Raw genomic sequence first — 21,295 nt, forward strand, 5'->3', positions numbered from 1 at the left:
TTATCGCGCCGGTCGTTGCGACCGGTTGGGAACCGGTGTTGAAAGAGGCCAAAGAGGCCAAAATTCCGGTATTCCTGCTCGACCGCTCTATTGATGTGAAAGACAAAGATCTTTACATGACAACCGTCACCGCCAACAACGTTCTGGAAGGCCAAATGATTGGCGACTGGCTGGTGAAAACCGTCAACGGCAAGCCGTGTAACGTGGTTGAGTTGCAGGGGACCGTCGGGGCGAGCGTGGCTATCGATCGTAAAAAAGGGTTTGCCGAGGCGATTGCTAAAGCCCCCAATATCAAGATTATTCGCTCTCAGTCCGGCGACTTTACCCGCAGTAAAGGGAAAGAGGTAATGGAGAGCTTTATCAAAGCGGAAAACAACGGCAAGAACATCTGCATGGTCTATGCCCATAACGATGACATGGTTATTGGCGCCATCCAGGCCATTAAAGAGGCCGGGCTGAAACCGGGCAAAGATATTCTCACCGGCTCTGTTGATGGTGTTCCGGATATCTACAAAGCAATGATGGCTGGTGAGGCCAACGCTAGCGTGGAACTGACGCCAAATATGGCCGGCCCGGCGTTCGATGCGCTGGAGAAATACAAAAAAGAGGGCACTCTGCCAGAGAAAGTGACCATCACCAAATCGACGCTCTACTTACCGGATACGGCGAAAGAAGAGTTAGAGAAGAAGAAAAATATGGGCTACTGAGTTGCTGAAAAGGCCTGCGTCTGAAGCAGGCCACTTCCCGGTAGCGCTTCTCTGGCCGGGCTACAGGTTCACCGCCGTCCGCAGATCGGGTCTTCCGGACCGGCGCGTAGCGCCGCTTCCGGGATTTTCCCGGTCGCTAAAGTACGGTTGGGTTCCCTCTCCCCCCATCGGAGAGAGGGTTAAGGTAAGGGGAGAGTATGAACAGCGAAGCACATCAGGAGATCTTGCGTACCGAGGGATTGAGCAAATTTTTCCCCGGCGTGAAGGCGTTGGATAACGTCAATTTCAGCCTGCGGCGTGGTGAAATCATGGCGCTGCTGGGCGAAAACGGGGCGGGTAAATCCACATTGATTAAAGCCCTTACCGGCGTCTATCACGCCGATCGCGGGGCTATCTGGCTGGAGGGGCAGGAAATATCGCCGAAAAATACCGCTCATGCTCAGCTGCTGGGTATCGGGACGGTTTATCAGGAGGTTAACCTACTGCCGAACCTGTCGGTGGCGGACAATTTGTTTATCGGTCGCGAACCCCGTCGTTTTGGCCTGCTGCGGCGCAAAGAGATGGAAAAGCGCGCCACCGCGCTGATGGAGTCCTACGGTTTTTCTCTTGATGTGCGTGAACCACTTAACCGCTTTTCGGTGGCGATGCAGCAGATTGTCGCTATCTGCCGGGCGATAGACCTGTCAGCAAAAGTGTTAATTCTTGATGAGCCTACCGCCAGCCTGGATACCCAGGAAGTGGAGATGCTCTTCACCCTGATGCGTCAGCTGCGCGATGATGGCGTCAGTTTGATTTTCGTCACCCACTTCCTCGATCAGGTGTATGCCGTCAGCGACCGGATTACCGTTCTGCGCAACGGCGGTTTTGTCGGCTGTCGGGAAACCCACGAACTGCCGCAGATAGAGCTGGTGAAGATGATGCTTGGCCGTGAGCTTGAACACGATGCCCTGCATCGTGCGGGTCATACTTTACTGAGCGACAAACCGGTCGCCGCCTTTGAGGGCTTTGGCAAAAAAGGCGTTATTGCGCCGTTTGACCTCCAGGTCCGTCCCGGCGAAATCGTCGGTCTGGCGGGGCTGCTTGGCTCCGGACGCACCGAAACCGCCGAGGTCATTTTCGGCATCAAACCGGCAGACAGTGGCACCGCGTGGATCAAAGGTAAAGCGCAGGGGCTGCGTTCGCCGCATCAGGCTTCATGCCTGGGCATCGGCTTCTGCCCTGAGGATCGTAAAACCGACGGGATTATCGCCGCGGCATCGGTGCGGGAAAATATAGTCCTGGCACTACAGGCTCAGCGCGGCTGGCTACGGCCGATTTCGCGACGCGAGCAAAATGACATTGCCGATCGCTTTATCCGTCAACTGGGGATTCGCACTCCCAGCGCCGAACAGCCGATCGAATTTCTCTCTGGCGGCAACCAGCAGAAGGTGCTGCTTTCCCGCTGGCTGCTGACCAAACCGCAGTTCCTGATCCTCGATGAACCGACACGCGGGATCGATGTTGGCGCGCATGCGGAGATTATCCGCCTGATTGAAACCTTGTGTGCCGATGGTCTGGCGCTGCTGGTGATCTCCTCGGAACTGGAAGAGCTGGTGGGCTATGCCGATCGGGTAATTATCATGCGCGATCGTAAGCAGATAGCGGAGATCCCGTTAGCCGAGCTTTCTGTCCCTGCGATCATGAACGCTATTGCGGCATAAGGAGTAACCCATGATGCCTCGATCAGTTCCACAAACCGGCCAGCCAAAGCGGCGCTTCAACTGGCCGAAAGGTATGCCGCAAATTCTCGCCTTGATCCTCGTGCTGGTGGTGGATAGCTTCGTCGCACCGCACTTCTTTCAGATTGTGTTACAGGACGGGCGGTTGTTCGGCAGCCCGATTGATATTCTCAACCGCGCGGCGCCGGTGGCGCTGTTGGCGATAGGCATGACGTTGGTCATTGCCACCGGCGGAATCGATCTGTCGGTTGGCGCGGTGATGGCGATTGCCGGCGCGACAGCGGCCTCGATGACCATTGCCGGACACAGTCTGCCGGTGGTGTTGTTGGCCTCTTTGGCCACGGGGGCGCTGGCGGGCTTATGGAACGGGATTCTGGTGGCGATCCTGAAGATCCAGCCTTTTGTGGCCACGCTGATTCTGATGGTCGCCGGACGCGGTGTCGCGCAACTGATCACCTCCGGACAGATCGTGACCTTCGATTCGCCGCACCTGGCCTGGCTCGGCAGCGGTTCGCTGCTGCTGCTGCCGACGCCGGTTCTGATCGCGGCCGCGGCGCTGCTGCTGTTTTGGCTGTTCACCCGTAAAACGGCGCTGGGGATGTTTATCGAAGCCGTGGGGATCAACATTCGGGCGGCGAAAAACGCCGGGGTTAATACCCGGATTGTGGTGATGCTGACCTATGTGCTGAGCGGTGTTTGCGCGGCCATTGCCGGGATTATCGTGGCGGCAGATATTCGCGGTGCCGATGCCAATAACGCCGGGCTGTGGCTGGAGATGGATGCCATCCTGGCGGTGGTGATCGGCGGAGGATCGCTGATGGGCGGGCGTTTTAACCTGCTACTTTCGGTGATCGGGGCCTTGATCATTCAGGGGATGAATACCGGGATCCTGCTGTCGGGCTTCCCGCCGGAGATGAATCAGGTGGTGAAGGCGGTGGTGGTTCTGTGCGTATTGATCGTTCAGTCGCCGCGCTTTATTAGCTTACTGAAAGGAGCACGCGGCCATGCTAAAACGTAATTTACCTTTAATGATCACCCTGGCCGTCTTCGTGCTGGGCTATCTGTACTGCCTGACCCAGTTTCCCGGTTTTGCTTCAACGCGGGTGATTTGCAACATTCTGACGGACAACGCCTTTCTTGGCATTATTGCCGTCGGGATGACCTTTGTGATCCTCTCCGGCGGGATCGATCTTTCGGTCGGGTCGGTGATCGCGTTCACCGGTGTGTTCTTGGCGAAGGCCATTGGCGCCTGGGGCATCGATCCACTGCTGGCGTTCCCGTTGGTGCTGGTGATGGGCTGCGCGTTTGGCGCGATGATGGGCTGGTTTATTGATGCGCTGAAAATCCCGGCGTTTATTATTACTCTCGCCGGGATGTTCTTTCTGCGTGGCGTCAGCTATCTGGTGTCCGAAGAGTCGATTCCTATCGATCATCCATTGTATGACACCCTGTCCGGGCTGGCGTGGACGATTCCCGGCGGCGGGCGTCTGAGCGCAATGGGGCTGCTGATGCTGCTGGTGGTAGTGGCGGGTATCTTTATGGCCCATCGCACCCGCTTCGGTAACAATGTATACGCCATCGGCGGCAGCGCGATCTCGGCAAACCTGATGGGGATTTCGACCCGCAGTACGACCATTCGAATTTATATGCTGTCCACCGGGCTGGCGACGCTGGCGGGGATTGTGTTTTCTGTCTATACCCAGGCCGGGTATGCCCTCGCCGGCGTTGGCGTTGAGCTGGATGCGATTGCATCGGTGGTCATCGGCGGCACGCTGTTGAGCGGCGGTGTCGGGACGGTGCTCGGCACCTTGTTCGGCGTGGCAATTCAGGGGCTGATTCAGACTTACATTAACTTCGACGGGACCCTGAGTTCGTGGTGGACAAAAATTGCCATCGGGATTTTGCTGTTTATTTTTATCGCGTTGCAGCGAGGTCTGACGGTGCTGTGGGAAAACCGGCAGAATTCACCGGTTACCCGGGTGAGCGGAACGGCACATCGTTAGCGGAAAATTCCCCTCCCGAGCGGGAGGGGAAGGGAAGTGTTACGCGTCGGGGAACTCTTTAATGAATTTCTCGACGTCTTCCACCATATGGTTGTTGCCGACGAAGAAAGAACGACGCTGGTGCAGGCTGGTCGGGATGATATCGAGAATACGCTCTTTACCATCGCTGGCTTTACCGCCCGCCTGTTCCGCCAGGAACGCCATCGGGTTGCATTCGTACAGCAGGCGCAGCTTACCGTCCGGATGGCTGGCGGTACTCGGATACAGATAGATGCCGCCTTTCAGCAGGTTGCGGTGAAAATCCGCCACCAGCGAACCGATATAGCGCGAGGTGTACGGACGCTGGGTTCCGGTATCCTCTTCCTGACAGTACTTGATGTACTTCTTCACCCCCATCGGGAACTTGATGTAGTTACCTTCGTTAATGGAGTAGGTGTTGCCTTTCTCCGGGAAGCGCATGCGCTCTTGAGAGAGGCAGAAAACGCCAAGAGAAGGATCGTAGGTGAAGGCGTGCACGCCGCAGCCGGTGGTATAGACCAACATGGTGGAAGAACCATAAACCACATAGCCTGCCGCGACCTGCTGACTGCCCGGTTGCAGGAAATCTTCAACGGTGACCGGTGTTCCAACCGGAGTTATGCGACGGTAGATGGAGAAGATAGTCCCGACGGAGACGTTAACGTCGATGTTAGAGGAGCCATCCAGAGGGTCCATGAGCACCACGTATTTCGCGTGTTCACAGCCTTCAAAGACGACGATCTCATCTTCTTCTTCAGAGGCGATCCCAGCCACGATATCGCGCGCTCGCAGTGCAGCTTTCAATTTTTCATTGGCGAACAGGTCGAGTTTTTGCTGTACCTCACCCTGGACGTTTTCAGCACCGCTGGCACCCAGGATATCGACCAGGCCGGCCTTGTTGATATCGCGGTGGATGATCTTGGCGCCTAACTTTATCGCCGACAACAAAGCAGTAAGTTCGCCAGTTGCGTGGGAAAACTCGTGTTGCTTTTCGACAATAAATTCACCTAACGTTTTCATAACCCGTTCCCTGCATGTTTATGTGAAGTAAAACGAACGCAACAATCTTAACAAAGAATAAAAAAAAATCGCACAGGTGAATCGCACCAGCAAAAAACGGATTAACCTGAAATACATTTCTCTGATGCATGCATACGGGTAAAATGTATAGCAGATTAAAGAGGGAAGGGACGAATGCGCATTCATATTTTAGGTATCTGTGGCACGTTTATGGGGGGGCTGGCGATGTTGGCGCGTTCCCTCGGTCATGAGGTAACGGGGTCGGATGCTAACGTCTATCCGCCAATGAGTACCCTGCTGGAAAACCAGGGAATCGATTTAATTCAGGGTTATGATGCCAGCCAGCTGGAACCCCGGCCGGACCTGGTGATCATCGGTAATGCGATGACTCGCGGCAATCCGTGCGTCGAAGCGGTACTGGAAAACAATATTCCGTATATGTCCGGTCCGCAGTGGCTGCATGATTTTGTCCTGCGCGATCGCTGGGTTCTGGCGGTTGCCGGTACCCACGGGAAAACCACCACCGCGGGAATGGCCACGTGGATCCTCGAAGCCTGCGGCTATCAGCCCGGTTTTGTTATCGGCGGCGTACCGGGAAACTTTGATGTCTCCGCTCGTCTGGGCAACAGCCCGTTCTTCGTCATTGAAGCTGATGAATATGACTGCGCTTTCTTCGACAAGCGTTCCAAATTTGTTCACTACTGCCCACGCACGCTGATCCTCAATAACCTTGAGTTCGATCATGCGGATATCTTTGATGACCTGAAAGCCATTCAGAAACAGTTCCATCATCTGGTGCGGATCGTGCCGGGCAAAGGCAAAATTATCCTGCCGGAAAACGACATCAATCTGAAGCAGACGATGGCGATGGGCTGCTGGAGCGAGCAGGAGCTGGTGGGCGAGCAGGGACACTGGCAGGCGAAGAAGCTGAACGCCGATGCCTCGCAGTGGGAAGTCTGGCTGGACGGCGAGAAGGTCGGGGAAGTGAAGTGGGGTCTGGTCGGCGAACACAACATGCATAATGGCCTGATGGCAATTGCCGCGGCCCGTCATGTTGGTGTGCTGCCGGCCGATGCCGCCAACGCGCTGGGCGGCTTTATCAACGCCCGTCGCCGTCTTGAGCTGCGCGGCGAAGCCAACGGCGTGACAGTGTATGACGATTTCGCTCATCATCCGACGGCGATCCTGGCGACGCTGCAGGCGCTGCGCGGTAAAGTCGGCGGAACTGCACGGATCCTCGCGGTACTGGAGCCTCGTTCCAACACCATGAAAATGGGCGTGTGTAAAGACGATCTGGCGCCGTCGCTGGGCCGGGCCGATGAAGTGTTCCTGCTACAGCCGCAGCACATTCCGTGGCAGGTTGCGGAAGTGGCGGACGCCTGCGTGCAGCCTGCGCACTGGAGCTCCGATGTCGATGTGCTGGCCGATATGGTGGTCAAAACCGCGCATCCGGGCGATCATATCCTGGTGATGAGCAACGGCGGCTTTGGCGGTATTCACCAGAAACTGCTGGATAAGCTGGCGAAAAGAGCTGAGGCGGCGGGGTAGGACATTCTCCTCGTTTATCCGCCCTCCGTGCGAGGGCGGGTGTTGTTGATGACCCGGATGGTTGATGTTGATTTCAGAAAGAGTGCTCTCTACCGATTCCGCTCATTTTTCCGCGCTTGACGTGCTGTACGGCAGGGCTTTCCCATGGCACGAACAGCGTGAAGCCGATGCTAAACAGCAGGCGCTTGATAATCCGCATTATGTACTGGAAGCCTGGTTTGATGATGGCCTGTTTATTGGCCTGAGCGGCGGCTGGCGGTTTGCCAACTATGGCTACATTGAGCATCTGGCCGTTGACGACGCGCTACGATCGCGCGGCTACGGCAAACTGTTGTTAATGGAAATAATTCAGCGTGCACCGCTGACCATTCTGGAAATCGATCCGCTGACCAGTGAGATCGCCCACAAGCGTCTGCGCTTTTATGAAACCATGGGCTTTTGTGCTAATCCCTGGTTTCATCGTCACCCGACCTATCATCAGGGGATCGCCGATCATGAATTGATCGTGTTGAGCTACCCGCAGCCGATTAATGAGGCGCAGTACCGGTGTTTTACGCAAGATTTGAATCAGGTAGTGATGCAGCTACCTGCATAGACAGGGCGGTCTGAATTATGTCGCCCGGGTCAGGCGTCACGCCGCAACCCGGGGCAGGCTTAACGGGTTAAATTACTCCTTGGCGATAGGCGTTTCGTTTTCCGCCACTTTGGTATCGCCCTGAATTGCCGCAATTTTCTTCTCAACGCCGGCAACCTGTTCGCTGCTGTGCAGCAGTGTATAGGTCAGGTCAAACTGCGTGCTGGCTCCTGGCTGAAGCTGTTTGACGCGTTTTTGTGCGCGCTCAATAGTGACCGGATAGGCATAGCTGGTGCCCGGCTCAATACCGGTGACATAGCCCTGTTTTTCGGTATCAGTATTTTTCCACAGCGTCAGTACCGGCAATTGACGGGTATCGAACTGAATGGATGCCCCTTTATCTCCCGCCTTATTGATTACTGCGGCCAGTGTCTGGTGGTTGTCATCTGCCAGCGGCTGAATATTGAAGACCATCTCGTCGAAACCTTTGGTCGGGCCGGCGTAGGTTTGCCAGGTTTTCAAACCCGCTTTGGCATAGTCGTTGAACGGACTGATGCTGGACATTGGTGCCAGAAAACGCGCCCCCTCTTCCAGAATCGGCTTACCGAAATTGCTGTGATAAATGATCTGGTAGTCATGCGGGTAATCAGCGTGGTTGGTTAAGACATCATGCAGGCTGAAGCTGTCGCTGCCGGGGACATAGCGCAGTTCGGTCATGGTCTGCAAATCCGCTTTCTTGAAGGTGCTCTCCTTCACCAGCCCACGGATACGAATTTCATATGGTGCGGTATCGGCAACTTCAACTTCCACCAGCGATGCTGGCGTGTTCCCGGCTTTGCCATGCAAAGTATAAATCTGTCCATCGGCAGTCACCGGGTGGCCGGTCCATTCGTAGCCGCAGCGCACCACCATTTCATTGAAACCTTCCAGCCAGCCTAGTCCGTTTCGGCTTTCGAGGTTGATAAAGGCCGGGTTAACCACCTCTTTCACCGGTGAATCCCAGCCCATTCGCGTGCCGAAACCTTCAACTTTCAGCAGGTTCATGCCCCGGCTCGGGCTGAGGGCGATAGTCAGGCCATCTTTACTGCGGATGACGAGAATTTTACTGCCTTCCTGTTTGCCGCCGTGGAGGACTTTTTGCTCAATGCTGAAATCGTGATTTTTTATTTTCAGCTGATCGCTTGTTATCTGCCAGTTTCCTTTATCAGTACCGTTTTCAGCGCTTGTCAGCACCCATGTTTTCGCTGCTACGTGACCGGAAATAAGCATGGAAATAGCCGTCAAAACCAGTGTTTTTTTCATTTTTCATCCCTTTAGCTGAATCGATTGTGTTTCTGATGAAAGGAATCTAATTGCAAGAGCCTGATTAAAACGTGAAGTGCCTCACCTGGTGAGTAAATGCGCATTTTTAAACTTTTAAATGCGATTAATATCTCTTTTTATAAGCAACAATTAATTAATTCTACTTTAAAAATGTGAATTTAAACGTTATTAGCTTTAACGATTCAGCTATTTTGTTGGTTCGTAAAGACCGAACGAACGGCAAGGCGGGAGACGGGGATAAAGGCAGGGGAACGGCATGGAGAGCGGATATTCCCGGCGAGGCTGTCGCTTGCCGGGCTACAGGTACTGCGTTACCCGGTAGCCCGGACAGGCGCACAGCGCCGTCTCCGGGAAAATCTGGCGGGCAGAGGCGGAGTTAGCTTTCGCCTTCAGCCAGTTCACGCAGATACTGGAAGATCAGGCGCGCGGATTTCGGCGGCTTGTTGCCTTCTTTCTCTTTTTTGGCGTTACGGATAAGCGAACGCAGCTGCTGACGATCGGCGTCAGGCCACAGGTTTAGCACTTCCGGTACCGCGTCATCGCCTTCTTCAATCAGGCGGTCGCGAATCATTTCCAGCTTATGGAACAGCGCAACCTGCTGGTTGTGGCGGTTTTTCAGCTTGTCCAACGCCTGGCGAATCGGCTCGACATCTCGGCTGCGCAGCATTTTACCAATCAGCTGCATCTGGCGGCGGCGACCCTCTTTCTTGATACGCTGGGCGAGTTCAATGGCGTCGCGCAGGTCGCTATCGAGCGGGATTTTATCCAGCGCGTTTTTTCCCAGCTCAACCATTTCAGCGCCAAGACGCTTCAGTTCTTCCGCGTCACGCTTTATTTCACTTTTACTGACCCAGATAATTTCATCGTCTTCATCTTCAACATCATCACCGGGCACGTCGTCGAGCCAGTCATCGGGCTGCTTAGTCATCTCAGGCTCCTTAAAAAAAGAGGCTAATGTTACCAGTTAAGGCGCGCACTGAAAAACGGTTCTCTGTTAGACTTCACTTAACACCTTCCTACATTATGGCATTAGCGATGAAAGTCATCTCTCAAGTTGCACAACAGCGCAAGACGCTGGAAGAGGCCGTGACCACGGCGCTGGAACTGGCGGCAGGCAAATCAGACGGTGCGGAAGTCTCCGTCAGCAAAACCACCGGCATCAGCGTCAGCACCCGCTACGGCGAGGTGGAGAACGTAGAATTTAATAGCGATGGTGCGTTAGGCATCACCGTTTATCATCAGAACCGCAAGGGGAGCGCCTCCTCAACCGATTTGAGCCCGCAGGCGATTGCTCGTACGGTGCAGGCGGCACTGGATATTGCCCGCTATACCTCCCCGGATCCGTTTGCTGGCGTGGCGGATAAAGAGCTACTGGCCTTTGACGCCCCGGATCTTGACCTGTTCCACCCGGCAGAAGTGACCCCGGATCAGGCGATCGAGCTGGCCGCGTGCGCGGAACAGGTGGCCCTACAGGCGGATAAACGCATTACCAATACTGAAGGCGGTAGCTTCAATAGCCACTACGGCATTAAAGTGTTCGGTAACAGTCACGGCATGTTGCAAAGCTACTGCTCCACCCGCCATTCGCTTTCCAGTTGCGTTATCGCGGAAGAGAACGGCGATATGGAGCGCGATTACGCTTACACCATTGCCCGCGCGCTCGAGGATTTGCATACCCCGGAGTGGGTCGGCGACGAATGTGCCCGCCGCACCCTGTCGCGCCTGTCGCCGCGAAAACTCTCGACAATGAAAGCGCCGGTTATCTTTGCTAACGAAGTGGCTACCGGACTGTTTGGCCACCTGGTCGGCGCTATCGCCGGCGGCGCGGTCTATCGGAAATCGACTTTCCTGCTCGACTCTCTTGGTCAGCAGATTCTGCCTGAGTGGCTGACGATTGAAGAGCATCCACATCTGCTGAAAGGACTGGCCTCGACGCCGTTCGACAGCGAAGGCGTGCGCACGGAACGTCGTGACATTATTAAAGACGGCGTGCTAACGCAGTGGCTGCTGACCAACTACTCGGCACGCAAGCTGGGCATGAAAAGCACCGGTCACGCGGGCGGCATTCATAACTGGCGGATTAATGGCCGCGGTCTGAGTTTTGAAAAGTTGCTTAAAGAGATGGGCACCGGACTTGTCGTTACCGAATTGATGGGGCAGGGTGTGAGTGGCGTGACCGGCGATTATTCGCGTGGTGCTTCTGGCTTCTGGGTTGAGAATGGTGAAATTCAGTACCCGGTAAGCGAAATCACCATCGCAGGCAATTTGAAAGATATGTGGCGTAATATCGTGACCGTGGGTGACGATATCGAAACGCGCAGCAATATCCAGTGCGGTTCCGTGCTGCTGCCTGAGATGAAAATCGCCGGACAGTAATCGCGGATTATCCCCACTATTCAAGATGCAGTTTGCAGAATAACCTGTACAGAAGGGCGCTCCCTGCTGCGCCCGTTTGTTTAAATAATAAAAAAGGATGTGAGCAATGCGTAAAAAACTGTTAGCAATGCTGGCTGTCTCCGCCCTGACGATGGGGTCTGTTTCGGCGTTCGCCGCTGAGCTGGGCGAAGATATGGATACCCTCGCGAAAAACCTGCAGGTGGTGCAGAAAACCTCCGATGCGGGCGAACTGAAAGCGGCATTGACCAAGATGCGCGGTGCCGCGGTGGATGCGCAGAAATCGACCCCGGAGAAGCTGGAAGGCAAAGCGGCGGACAGTGCAGAAATGAAAGACTATCGTCACGGTCTGGATATTCTGATTGGACAGATTGACGGTGCGCTGAAGCTGGCGGAGGAAGGTAAAGTGAAAGAGGCACAGGCTGCCGCTGAAGGGTTCAAAGCAACCCGTAACACTTACCATCAGAAATACCGCTAACTCCTCTGTTGCAGGAGGCTGCTGTCGAGACCTCCTGCATATCTCCCACGATAAAACCTCTTAGGCGTCACACTTTTTCCTTTTTCTTTTCCGCTTATTCGGGCAACGATCACCGCCAGCGCAATGATTTTCTTGTGATCCTCATCACGTGATTTCGCCCCAAATGCCTTCTTCGCGCCAGTTTCACGCTGATTATGTGCGATGGATCACGCAAGCCGTCCGCCTTTCCACTTCGAAGTGGAAAACAACTCGCTACAAACTCCTTCCCCCCGGCGCTAGTTTTATCCCCAGAGACATCAATGGGGTAACACAAGTGAATAACGGAGCGGTAATAAACGACGTAGGGGAACAGGCAAAGCAAACCGAGCTGTTGGCTGAGAAGATGCTGCCGCGGGTTTATGCACTGTTAAGCCGTCGCAACATCATCCCCAACGCCGTCCAGGAGCAGATGCTGACTTCCCACGTGCGGGCGATGGCCCACCGGTCGATTAGCGGCGAGCCGCTGCCGGAAGTGGATGCCAGCCTGTTTGAAGAAATTTCAGAAGATTCAATGATGCTTGCCCGTGAAGTGGTCGCAGAATTCGGCAACCTGCCAGAAGAAGAGTCCTGGCTGCTGTCCGTCCACTTCGAAGTAGCAAAAGACAACCTGTAAGGAGCAATAAATGGAACAGATTACTGTGGTGATTGGCGACCGCCTGGGTAAAGGGCAAAAAGTGGCCGCTGGTGCGGAAAAAGCAGGGGCTCGTGCTGTTGTTGTACCGGGGGTTGCCGCCGATATGAAGCTGGGCGACATGATGAAAGCCGAAAACGCCACCTTTGGCATCTCCTTCTGCGGCAGCGGCGGTGCAGGCGCCATCACTGCGCAGAACAAGCACGGTTACAAGGCAAAATATGGCATGCGTTCCGTTGATGAAGGCGTGACCGCCATCAACGAAGGCTACAACGTCCTGGGTTTCGGCTTTATGGATAAAGAAGAGCTGGGCGAGCGCCTGGTGGAAGCCTGGAAAAAGAAATACGGCGCGTAAGTATGAAAGAGCAATTCACCACCACGGTGAGCGTGAAGGGGAAAGGCGAAAGCAAAACACGGGCTTTCGCCGACGCTCTGAACCATGTACAGGGAGCGGTGATGAAAACCTCACCGCATATCTTACTGCGTATTGAGCCACAGGATGTGAAGGTTATTCGTGCGCATGAAGCGACGCGTAAAGAAGCGTTTCTGTTCTTCTTTTTGCGTCGTGAACGACGGACCTACAGCGTGGAGCTGGATGTCACCGTCACCGTGACGGCCATTAATGTCGATAAAGTGGATTTCGTCACGCAAACCTGAATTTCATCATAGGGTTAAACTATGTTCCTGATAATTTTAATAAAATCGCTCATTATCGGCGGCCTGGTCGGCGTCGGAGTGGGCGCCGGAGCGGCACGCATGTTTCATGCGCCTACCACTCAGGGGATGGGGGCGTTTCGTACCCTGGGCGAGCTGAATTCCTGCGAAGGCGATCCGGCTTCTCACTTCTCCTTTGGTCTGGGATTCTTCTTTAACGCCTGGGCCTCTTCCGTTGCAGCGGGCTCATTCACTCAGGACGTCGATCACCGCATTATCCCGAACTGGGGCGCCGCGGCATTGATGTTGAAAAATCGTAACGTCGGCGAAACGCTGCACGATCCGAAGAAAATGGCGATTGCCTGCGGCATCATCGGCATGCTGGTGGTCGCCTTCTTAAACCTGACCGCCTCTTCCGTACCGGAAGCGCTGCAGGTCACTGCGGTTAAGGTGCTGGTCCCGGCGGCTAACCTGCTGGTTAACACCGTGATGCCGGTAATCTTCTGGCTGGCGGCCATCGATGCCGGTAAAAAATCGGGCTTCTGGGCCACCATTTTCGGCGGTGCGGCGCAGCTGATTATGGGCAACGCCGTACCGGGTCTGGTCCTGGGGATCCTGATTGGTAAAGGCGTAGAAGAGAGTGGCTGGAACCGCGTCACCAAAGTGATGATGTCCGCCATTGTTGCGCTGTTTGTTCTGAGCGCCTTCTTCCGCGGCTTCGACATTAAGACACTGCAATCCTTCCATCTGACCGTACCGAACTGGTTGGATCTGATCCACAACTCGCTCAGCGGCAAATAACAGGAGCCTCTAAATGGAACAGAATAAAGGTTTTTGGTATGCCGATTGGTCGTTTCCGATCTTTGTTGGTCTGCTTTCGTCCGGCGTTTTCGCCGGGACCCACATGTATTACCTCTACGGTATCGGTGCGTTTAACGAAGTGGCCTTCGTGGCCATGCTGAAAGCGGGCATTGATACCGGCGCGTATGGCGCGGTGGCTGCTTTCGGTGCCAGCTTTCTCTTTGCCCGTATTATTGAAGGCTCGCTGGTCGGGATCCTTGATATCGGCGGCGCGATTCAGACCGGCGTGGGTCTTGGCGTGCCAGCGCTGCTACTCGGAGCTGGTGTTGTCTTTCCGGTGGCGAACTTTGCCGCCTCGCTGGTGACCGGCCTCGCGCTGGGTCTGGCGATTGGCTACATCATCATTCTGGCGCGTAAGTTCACCATCAATCAGAGCGACTCCACCTACGGTGCCGATGTGATGATGGGGGCCGGTAACGCCTCTGGCCGTTTCCTCGGGCCATTGATTATTCTCAGCGCCATGACCGCCTCTATTCCTATCGGTATCGGTTCTTTGGTCGGAGCGCTGCTGTTTTACATCTGGCAGAAGCCGATCACCGGCGGCGCCATCCTCGGCGCAATGATTTTAGGCTCGCTATTCCCGGTAGCGCTGTGACACCAACGGGCGTGTATGCGCCCGCCTTAACAGGAGATACGTATGTTTGATCTACTCCTGCGCCGTGCGCGCCTCGTCGACGATACCCTGACCGATATCGCCATCCAGGAAGGAAAAATTGCCGCGCTGGGCGAGGTTAGCGCGTCCGCGCGCAAAACCGTTGATCTGCATGGTAATTATTATGTCAGCGCCGGCTGGATTGATTCCCACGTTCACTGCTACCCGAAGTCGCCGATTTATCATGACCAGCCGGACAGTATCGGTATCGCTACCGGTGTCACCACCGTGATTGATGCCGGGAGCACCGGCGCAGACGATGTCGATGACTTTTATCAGCTGACCCGCGCCGCGGCCACCGAAGTGTATGCGTTGCTCAATATCTCCCGCGTCGGGCTGATTGCCCAGAATGAGCTGGCCAATATGGCCAATATTGACGCGGATGCAGTGAAGCAGGCGGTCACACGCCTCCCGGATTTTATCGTCGGCCTGAAGGCGCGCATGAGCAGCAGCGTCGTCGGCGAGAACGGTATTACGCCGCTGGATCGAGCGAAAACCATCCAGCAGGAAAACGGCGATCTGCCGCTGATGGTGCATATCGGCAACAACCCGCCGAACCTCGACGAAATTGCCGAACGGCTCAGCGCAGGCGACATCATAACCCACTGCTATAACGGCAAACCGAACCGTATCCTGACGCCGGAGGGCGAACTGCGCTGCGCAATGACCCGCGCGCTGCAGCGCGGCGTGCGGCTTGATGTCGGCCACGGCACTGCCAGCTTTAGCTTTGACGTGGCACGACGGGCTATTGCAATGGGCATTCTGCCGCACAGCATCAGTTCCGATATTTACTGCCGCAACCGCATTGACGGCCCGGTTCGCTCGCTGGCGCTGGTGATGTCGAAGTTTCTCGCCATCGGCATGACGCTGCCGCAGGTCATTGACTGTGTCACCGTGAACGCCGCCGGGGGACTGCGCCTGAAGAGCAAAGGACAACTGGCCGTGGGCTATGATGCTGATTTAACGCTATTTACCGTACAACATGCGCCGACGGTGCTGGTCGACGCGGAAAAAGAGAGCCTGCAGGCTGACCATATTCTGGTGCCGCTTGCCGCGATTCGTGCAGGCAAGGGCTATCTGACCGAACAAGGGAGCGCGGAAAATGCCTTCGATTTTTGAAAAATACCATCTCAAGCAAGTCATCAATACCTCCGGTCGCATGACGGCGTTAGGCGTCTCGACCCCGCGCCCGGAAGTGGTGGAGGCGGTGATGAGCGGCATGAATCACTACTTCGAAATGAAAGACCTGGTGAACAAAACCGGGGAATACATTGCCCGGCTGCTGGATGTGGAAGGGGCGACTGTCGTCTCCTGCGCATCGGCGGGGATCGCGCAGTCGGTTGCCGCGGTGCTGGTGAAAGACAGCCGCTGGCTGCTGGAAAATCTGCACGTCACGCCGATTGAGAACAACGAAATCGTGCTGCCGAAAGGCCACAACGTCAACTTCGGCGCGCCAGTGGGTTCGATGGTCGCGCTGGGCGGTGGCAAGCTGGTGGAGGCGGGCTACGCCAACGAATGTTCCGCGGATCAGCTGGCGGCAGCGATTACCCCACGTACGGCGGCCATTCTGTATATCAAATCTCACCACTGCGTGCAGAAAAGCATGCTCAGCGTAGAGCAAGCGGTGGTTGTGGCGCGCAAACATAACCTGCCGCTGATCGTCGATGCAGCAGCCGAAGAAGATCTGCAGTGCTACTACCGTGCCGGTGCTGACCTGGTGATTTACAGCGGCGCGAAAGCGATCGAAGGGCCGACCAGCGGTCTGGTGGTGGGCAAAACTCAGTACGTTGAGTGGGTGAAACGTCAGTCGGCGGGTATTGGCCGGGCGATGAAGGTGGGTAAAGAGGGGATCCTCGGTCTGACCTGCGCAATTGAACATTATTTGCTGGCGCGCAAAGAGAGCGGTGATGAGATGGTCGCCAAAATGATGCCGTTCCTTAACCAACTGAATACGCTCAATGGCGTCACCGCCCGCGTGGTGTGGGATAGCGCCGGCCGTGATATCGCCCGTAGCGAAATCAAATTTGATGAAGCCGTGACCGGTATCGCCACCGGCGAACTGGTGGACGCGCTGAAACAGGGTGAATACGCCATCTACTTTCGTGGCTATAAGGCCAACGAAGGGATTATTGAAGCCGATGTCCGCAGCGTGGACGCGCAGCAGTTGGAGATTGTCTCTCGTCGCATCGCCGAGGTTCTGAACAAGGAGAAAAACGCATGAAACTGACCCCCAATTTTTACCGCGATCGGGTATGCCTGAACGTCCTGGCGGGCAGCCAGGACAACGCCCGTGAGATCTACGAGGCGGCGGAAGGTCACGTCCTGGTCGGCGTGCTCTCCAAAAACTACCCGGACGTGGCGAGCGCGGTGGTGGCTATGCGTGAATATGCTCAGCTCATTGATAATGCACTTTCGGTAGGACTGGGAGCGGGCGATCCGAACCAGTCGGCCATGGTCAGCGAAATCTCGCGTCAGGTACAGCCGCAGCACGTTAACCAGGTGTTTACCGGCGTCGGTGCCAGCCGCGCGCTGCTCGGGCAGAACCAGACCGTAGTCAACGGCCTGGTGTCGCCCACCGGCACGCCGGGTAGGGTTAAGATCTCAACCGGCCCGCTGAGCAGCGGCGCGCCGGACGGGATTGTACCGCTGGAAACCGCCATCGCCCTGCTGAAAGACATGGGCGGCAGCTCCATCAAATACTTCCCGATGGGGGGGCTGAAACACCGCGATGAGTTCGTCGCAGTGGCGCAGGCCTGCGCCCGTCATGATTTTTGGCTGGAGCCGACTGGCGGCATCGATCTGGAAAATTACAGCGAAATTTTGCAGATCGCGCTGGACGCGGGCGTCAGCAAAATTATTCCGCACATTTATAGCTCGATCATTGATAAAGCCAGCGGCAATACCCGCCCGGCGGACGTTCGCCAGCTGCTGGAGATGACTAAAGCGCTCGTCAAATAGGTGTGTTGTCCCCGCCGCACGCGTGGCTCAGCGAGAGACGCGTGCGGAACCTCCATCGAACCATCAAGGAGTCACTATGCCCACCGCTCGTCACCTGCTTGTTGCTTCACTTTCTCTGCTGGCTGCCGCCGCCAGTGCGCAAACGCATTATGCCTGGGTCGGAACCTACAACCCGAATGGTGAAGGCCTCTACCGGTTTACCGTTGACGGTAAAACCGGCGCGCTGCGTGATAAGGCCCTGGTCAGTTCGCTGCCGAACGTTGCCCAGCTCACCGTATCGCATGATGGTAAAACCCTGTATGCCGCCAGCGAAGTGGAAAAAGGTGTCGTGCAGGCGTGGCGGATTGAAGCCAACGGTGAACTGACCGATCTCAATCAGGTCTCTTCTGCGGGGGCCGGACCGGTCTATCTGTCGCTGACGCCGGATGGCCGCCATCTGCTGGTGGCGAACTATGTCAGCGGAACGGTGGCGGTGCTGCCGATCAAAGACGACGGCAGTCTCGGCGAGGCGGTAGATACCCATCAGGATCAAGGCCCTTCTGGCGCAGAACGGGCAGTGGCAGCGGCGGAGGGGAGTTTTGCCATCAGCGATCATAACGGCCCGCATGCCCATATGATCGCCGCCGATCCGAGCGGGAAATATGTTTATTCTACCGATCTGGGGCTGGATCGGATCTATCAGTACCGGATGGATAACAGCAGCGGCAAGCTCACGCCGAACGATCCGCCGTTTATCTCCGCCTCTTCTGCCGGCGCCGGACCGCGACACTTTGTTTTTACGCCGAAAGGGGATGGCCTGTGGCTGATTAATGAAGAAGCCTCGACGCTGACGTTCTATCATCTTGATAAGAAAAGTGGGCTCTTGCGCGAGGGCAAAACGGTCTCCGCGTTACCGAAAGAGTATAAAGGTACCAGTTTCGCGGCGGGTCTGGCGTTGAGCGCCGACGGAAAACAGCTGTATGTCGCTAATCGTTTACATAACAGCATTGCGCATTTTAGCGTGACGGCCGATGGCAGCCTGAGTCATCAGGAAGATATCTGGACCCGCGGCGACTACCCTCGCACGTTGACGTTGGATAAGCAGGGGCAGTGGTTGTACGTCATGAACCAGCGTAGCGATAATATTACCCGTTTTAGCGTGGCGCCTCAGAGCGGCAAGCTGACTTTTGTCCCGGATTACACCCCGGTAGGCAGCCCATCACAGATGGTGATATCCGCTCAACCTTGAGCCGTAAGATGAAGGAACTGACATGCGATTTCCCAACCAACGTTTAGCGCAACTGTTTACTTTGCTGCAAAACGAAACGCTGCCGCAGGACGAACTGGCGCAGCGGCTGTCGGTTTCTACTCGTACTGTGCGTGCCGACATTACCGCGCTTAACGCGTTGTTAGTGGAGTATGGTGCGCAATTCATTCTCACTCGCGGCAGCGGCTATCAACTGAAAATCGACGACCCGTTGCGCTACCAGACCCTGCAAGAGCATGCGCCGAAGCCGCAGCAGATTCCGCGTACGGCGACGGATCGCATCCATTTTCTGCTGGTGCGCTTTTTGACCTCCGCGTTCTCTATCAAGCTCGAAGATCTGGCGGACGAGTGGTTTGTCAGCAGAGCGACGTTGCAAAGCGATATGGCCGAAGTGCGCGAGCGCTTTCAGCGCTATCAGCTGACTCTCGAAACCCGCCCACGGCATGGCATGAGGTTGTTTGGCAGCGAAGTGTCGATTCGCGCCTGCCTGACCGATCTGTTATGGCAACAGGCGCAGCAGGGGGGGATAAACCCGTTGATGGATGAGGAAGCGCTGAACTCGGATGTGCAGGAACTGCTTGGCGATGTACTGCAGGAGATCCTGACCCGCCACCATGTGCGCCTGACCGACGAAGGCGAGCGCTTTATCCGGATGTACAGCGCGGTGACGGTGCGTCGTGTCAGCCAGGGCTATCCGCTGGCGGAATTTAGCGCGGAGGATGTCGCGCAAAACGTGCGTGATGCCGCGCGCGATCTGACGGCCGTACTGCAGCAGCTGGCGGGCAAGGCCTTCTCTCCGGCAGAAGAAGCCTGGCTGTGCGTGCATCTGGCCGCCCGTCAGGTTCAGGACGTCGATCCGGGCACTATCAGCGCCGACGATGGTGAAGCGCTGGTGAACTACATCCTGTGCTACATCAACAGTCAGTATAACTACAACCTGCTGGACGACGCTCAGCTAAATGCCGACCTGCTGACCCATGTTAAGACCATGATCACTCGGGTCCGCTACCAGATCATGATCCCCAACCCTCTGCTCGATAATATTAAGCAGCATTACCCGATGGCGTGGGACATGACCCTGGCGGCGGTGACCAGTTGGGGGAAATACACGCCCTATGCCATCAGCGAAAACGAGATTGGTTTCCTGGTATTGCATATTGGCGTCGGACTGGAACGTCATTATAACATTGGCTATCAGCGGCAGCCGCAGGTGCTGTTGGTTTGCGATACCAGTAATGCGATGGTGCGGATGATCGAAGCCATTTTACAGCGTAAATATCCGCAGTTAGAAATCGCCGCCACCCTGTCGCAGCGGGCGTATGAGCAGTTGGCGGCGGTCACGGAAGATTTTGTCATCTCGACGGTGAGGATTGGCGAAAAAGATAAGCCGGTGGTGACCATTGCGCCATTCCCGACCGATTATCAGCTGGATCAAATCGGCAAGCTGGTGCTGGTGGACAGGACCCGTCCGTGGGTGCTGAATAAATATTTCGATGCGGCCCATTTCCAGGTGATCGATGCGCCGATTGACCGGCAGACGCTGTTTGCCGGGCTGTGTCAGCAGCTGCAGCAAGAAGGATTTGTCGATGCCGGGTTCCATGACTCGGTTGTCGAACGTGAGGCCATCGTCAGCACCATGCTGGGCGACGGCATTGCGCTACCTCACGCTCTTGGCCTGTTGGCGCAAAAAACCGTGGTCTATACCGTCATTGCGCCGAACGGTATCGCGTGGGGTGATGAAACTGCCCATATCATCTTTCTGCTGGCGATCAGCAAAAGCGAGTATGAAGAGGCGATGGCGATCTACGATATTTTTGTCACCTTCCTGCGCGAGCGCGCGATGACCCGGCTTGCCGCGACGCGCAGTTTTGATGAGTTCAAAGCGGTGGCGGTGGAGTGCGTCAGCCGTTTTTGATTACCGCTATCTTAAGTGGTGGACAACCTGATTGCTGCTGCCGCGCCAGATCAGCGCCGGATCTTTTAAATCCAGGATAAACTTGCCGTCGATCAGCACGTTAATCAGATTAACCACTTCCCGCTGTGCGTCGTTCAGCTCCTCCAACTGATAGCCGGTCCAGACCCAGATATCCTTCCCGGGGCATTCGGCGAGGATGCGGCGTACCAGCGCGAGGATCTCCGGCACGTTCTGCGGATGCAGGGGATCGCCGCCGGAAAGGGAGAGCCCCTGGCGTTTGATTCGCGTGTCGTTCAGGTCGGCGATGATACGGTCGGCCATCTCGGGCGTGAACGGCAACCCGGAGTTCAGCCGCCAGGTGCTTTTGTTATAGCAGCCGGGGCATTCATGGACGCAGCCTGATACAAACAGGGTGCAGCGGGTGCCGGGGCCGTTGACGATGTCGACAGGGTAGTACTGGTGGTAATGCATTTTTCGCCTCTCAATTAACACCATAGCCGCATTGGCTGCGCTCGGCTGGGCTACGGGGACCGCAGTGGTAGCCCGGACAAGGTGC

The 21,295-nt window shown here is 56.0% G+C and carries 22 protein-coding genes; 18 read left to right on the forward strand and 4 right to left on the reverse strand.

The annotated features are described in order from the left end of the window. The 4 genes from ACZAHD_RS05275 to yjfF form a co-directional block, all read left to right on the forward strand. The coding region (locus ACZAHD_RS05275; protein ID WP_462455841.1) for an ABC transporter substrate-binding protein at positions 1 to 707 on the forward strand (707 nt) is incomplete at its 5' end. 197 nt (positions 708 to 904) lie between these two features. Beyond that, the gene (gene ytfR, locus ACZAHD_RS05280) at positions 905 to 2,407 is read left to right on the forward strand and encodes a galactofuranose ABC transporter, ATP-binding protein YtfR (protein ID WP_462455842.1); all 1,503 of its coding nucleotides are present in this window, start codon (positions 905 to 907) and stop codon (positions 2,405 to 2,407) included. Positions 2,408 to 2,417: 10 nt separating this feature from the next. Next, on the forward strand, positions 2,418 to 3,443 hold the full coding sequence (gene ytfT, locus ACZAHD_RS05285; RefSeq protein ID WP_462455843.1) for a galactofuranose ABC transporter, ATP-binding protein YtfT: 1,026 nt from the start codon (positions 2,418 to 2,420) through the stop codon (positions 3,441 to 3,443). Continuing rightward, entirely contained in the window at positions 3,430 to 4,428 is a 999-nt protein-coding gene (gene yjfF / locus ACZAHD_RS05290; protein ID WP_462455844.1) for a galactofuranose ABC transporter, permease protein YjfF, read from the forward strand. The genes ytfT and yjfF overlap by 14 nt, the downstream gene beginning before the upstream one ends. A gap of 39 nt (positions 4,429 to 4,467) precedes the next feature. Here the strand turns inward: yjfF and fbp are convergent, their stop codons facing one another. Further along, positions 4,468 to 5,466 (reverse strand): class 1 fructose-bisphosphatase, encoded by a 999-nt coding sequence (gene fbp / locus ACZAHD_RS05295; RefSeq protein WP_462455845.1) that lies wholly within the window; start codon positions 5,464 to 5,466, stop codon positions 4,468 to 4,470. Positions 5,467 to 5,640: 174 nt separating this feature from the next. Between fbp and mpl the strand changes: the two genes are divergently transcribed. Both mpl and ACZAHD_RS05305 read left to right on the forward strand, forming a co-directional pair. Further along, positions 5,641 to 7,014 carry a UDP-N-acetylmuramate:L-alanyl-gamma-D-glutamyl-meso-diaminopimelate ligase gene (mpl, locus tag ACZAHD_RS05300; protein WP_462455846.1) on the forward strand — a complete coding sequence of 458 codons (1,374 nt, stop codon included), beginning with the start codon at positions 5,641 to 5,643 and terminating at the stop codon, positions 7,012 to 7,014. A 64-nt stretch (positions 7,015 to 7,078) separates the two neighbouring features. Beyond that, positions 7,079 to 7,609, forward strand: a complete 531-nt coding sequence (locus tag ACZAHD_RS05305; RefSeq protein ID WP_462455847.1) for a GNAT family N-acetyltransferase — start codon at positions 7,079 to 7,081, stop codon at positions 7,607 to 7,609. 72 nt (positions 7,610 to 7,681) lie between these two features. On the opposite strand, the gene ACZAHD_RS05310 is transcribed toward ACZAHD_RS05305, so the two are convergent. Together ACZAHD_RS05310 and yjgA are read right to left on the reverse strand one after the other, a co-directional pair. Further along, positions 7,682 to 8,890 (reverse strand): aldose 1-epimerase family protein, encoded by a 1,209-nt coding sequence (locus ACZAHD_RS05310; RefSeq protein WP_462455848.1) that lies wholly within the window; start codon positions 8,888 to 8,890, stop codon positions 7,682 to 7,684. Positions 8,891 to 9,287: 397 nt separating this feature from the next. Beyond that, positions 9,288 to 9,839, reverse strand: a complete 552-nt coding sequence (yjgA, locus tag ACZAHD_RS05315) for a ribosome biogenesis factor YjgA (protein WP_462455849.1) — start codon at positions 9,837 to 9,839, stop codon at positions 9,288 to 9,290. 95 nt (positions 9,840 to 9,934) lie between these two features. Here yjgA and pmbA point away from each other — a divergent pair, with 95 nt between their 5' ends. The 12 genes from pmbA to ACZAHD_RS05375 all read left to right on the forward strand — a co-directional run bounded on the left by pmbA (position 9,935) and on the right by ACZAHD_RS05375 (position 20,739). Further along, on the forward strand, positions 9,935 to 11,287 hold the full coding sequence (pmbA, locus tag ACZAHD_RS05320) for a metalloprotease PmbA (protein ID WP_462455850.1): 1,353 nt from the start codon (positions 9,935 to 9,937) through the stop codon (positions 11,285 to 11,287). 106 nt (positions 11,288 to 11,393) lie between these two features. Then, on the forward strand, positions 11,394 to 11,783 hold the full coding sequence (cybC, locus tag ACZAHD_RS05325) for a cytochrome b562 (protein ID WP_462455851.1): 390 nt from the start codon (positions 11,394 to 11,396) through the stop codon (positions 11,781 to 11,783). A 313-nt stretch (positions 11,784 to 12,096) separates the two neighbouring features. Beyond that, positions 12,097 to 12,435 carry a glycine dehydrogenase gene (locus tag ACZAHD_RS05330; protein ID WP_462455852.1) on the forward strand — a complete coding sequence of 113 codons (339 nt, stop codon included), beginning with the start codon at positions 12,097 to 12,099 and terminating at the stop codon, positions 12,433 to 12,435. Positions 12,436 to 12,445: 10 nt separating this feature from the next. Continuing rightward, entirely contained in the window at positions 12,446 to 12,808 is a 363-nt protein-coding gene (locus ACZAHD_RS05335) for an SFCGS family glycine-rich protein (protein ID WP_004098072.1), read from the forward strand. 2 nt (positions 12,809 to 12,810) lie between these two features. After that, positions 12,811 to 13,110 (forward strand): DUF4312 family protein, encoded by a 300-nt coding sequence (locus ACZAHD_RS05340; RefSeq protein WP_462455853.1) that lies wholly within the window; start codon positions 12,811 to 12,813, stop codon positions 13,108 to 13,110. 21 nt (positions 13,111 to 13,131) lie between these two features. Beyond that, a complete protein-coding gene (locus ACZAHD_RS05345) occupies positions 13,132 to 13,908 on the forward strand; it encodes a DUF4311 domain-containing protein (RefSeq protein ID WP_100685382.1) in 777 nt (258 codons plus the stop codon). Between the two features lie 13 nt (positions 13,909 to 13,921). Next, positions 13,922 to 14,563: a DUF4310 family protein gene (locus ACZAHD_RS05350; RefSeq protein WP_462455854.1), complete on the forward strand. Its 642-nt coding sequence runs from the start codon at positions 13,922 to 13,924 to the stop codon at positions 14,561 to 14,563. 42 nt (positions 14,564 to 14,605) lie between these two features. Beyond that, positions 14,606 to 15,739: an amidohydrolase/deacetylase family metallohydrolase gene (locus tag ACZAHD_RS05355; RefSeq protein ID WP_462455855.1), complete on the forward strand. Its 1,134-nt coding sequence runs from the start codon at positions 14,606 to 14,608 to the stop codon at positions 15,737 to 15,739. After that, a complete protein-coding gene (locus ACZAHD_RS05360; protein WP_462455856.1) occupies positions 15,723 to 16,841 on the forward strand; it encodes a DgaE family pyridoxal phosphate-dependent ammonia lyase in 1,119 nt (372 codons plus the stop codon). The genes ACZAHD_RS05355 and ACZAHD_RS05360 overlap by 17 nt, the downstream gene beginning before the upstream one ends. Then, positions 16,838 to 17,578 carry a 2-dehydro-3-deoxy-phosphogluconate aldolase gene (gene dagF, locus ACZAHD_RS05365; RefSeq protein ID WP_462455857.1) on the forward strand — a complete coding sequence of 247 codons (741 nt, stop codon included), beginning with the start codon at positions 16,838 to 16,840 and terminating at the stop codon, positions 17,576 to 17,578. The genes ACZAHD_RS05360 and dagF overlap by 4 nt, the downstream gene beginning before the upstream one ends. A gap of 76 nt (positions 17,579 to 17,654) precedes the next feature. Continuing rightward, a complete protein-coding gene (locus ACZAHD_RS05370; protein ID WP_462455858.1) occupies positions 17,655 to 18,806 on the forward strand; it encodes a lactonase family protein in 1,152 nt (383 codons plus the stop codon). Positions 18,807 to 18,828: 22 nt separating this feature from the next. Next, positions 18,829 to 20,739, forward strand: coding sequence for a BglG family transcription antiterminator (locus ACZAHD_RS05375; RefSeq protein ID WP_462455859.1), 1,911 nt, complete (start codon positions 18,829 to 18,831; stop codon positions 20,737 to 20,739). Between the two features lie 6 nt (positions 20,740 to 20,745). Here ACZAHD_RS05375 and nrdG read toward each other — a convergent pair whose 3' ends face one another. Then, the gene (nrdG, locus tag ACZAHD_RS05380; RefSeq protein WP_462455860.1) at positions 20,746 to 21,210 is read right to left on the reverse strand and encodes an anaerobic ribonucleoside-triphosphate reductase-activating protein; all 465 of its coding nucleotides are present in this window, start codon (positions 21,208 to 21,210) and stop codon (positions 20,746 to 20,748) included. Between the last annotated feature and the right edge of the window lie 85 nt (positions 21,211 to 21,295).

It is taken from the genome of Raoultella sp., assembly GCF_039594335.1.
Lineage (GTDB): Bacteria > Pseudomonadota > Gammaproteobacteria > Enterobacterales > Enterobacteriaceae > Klebsiella.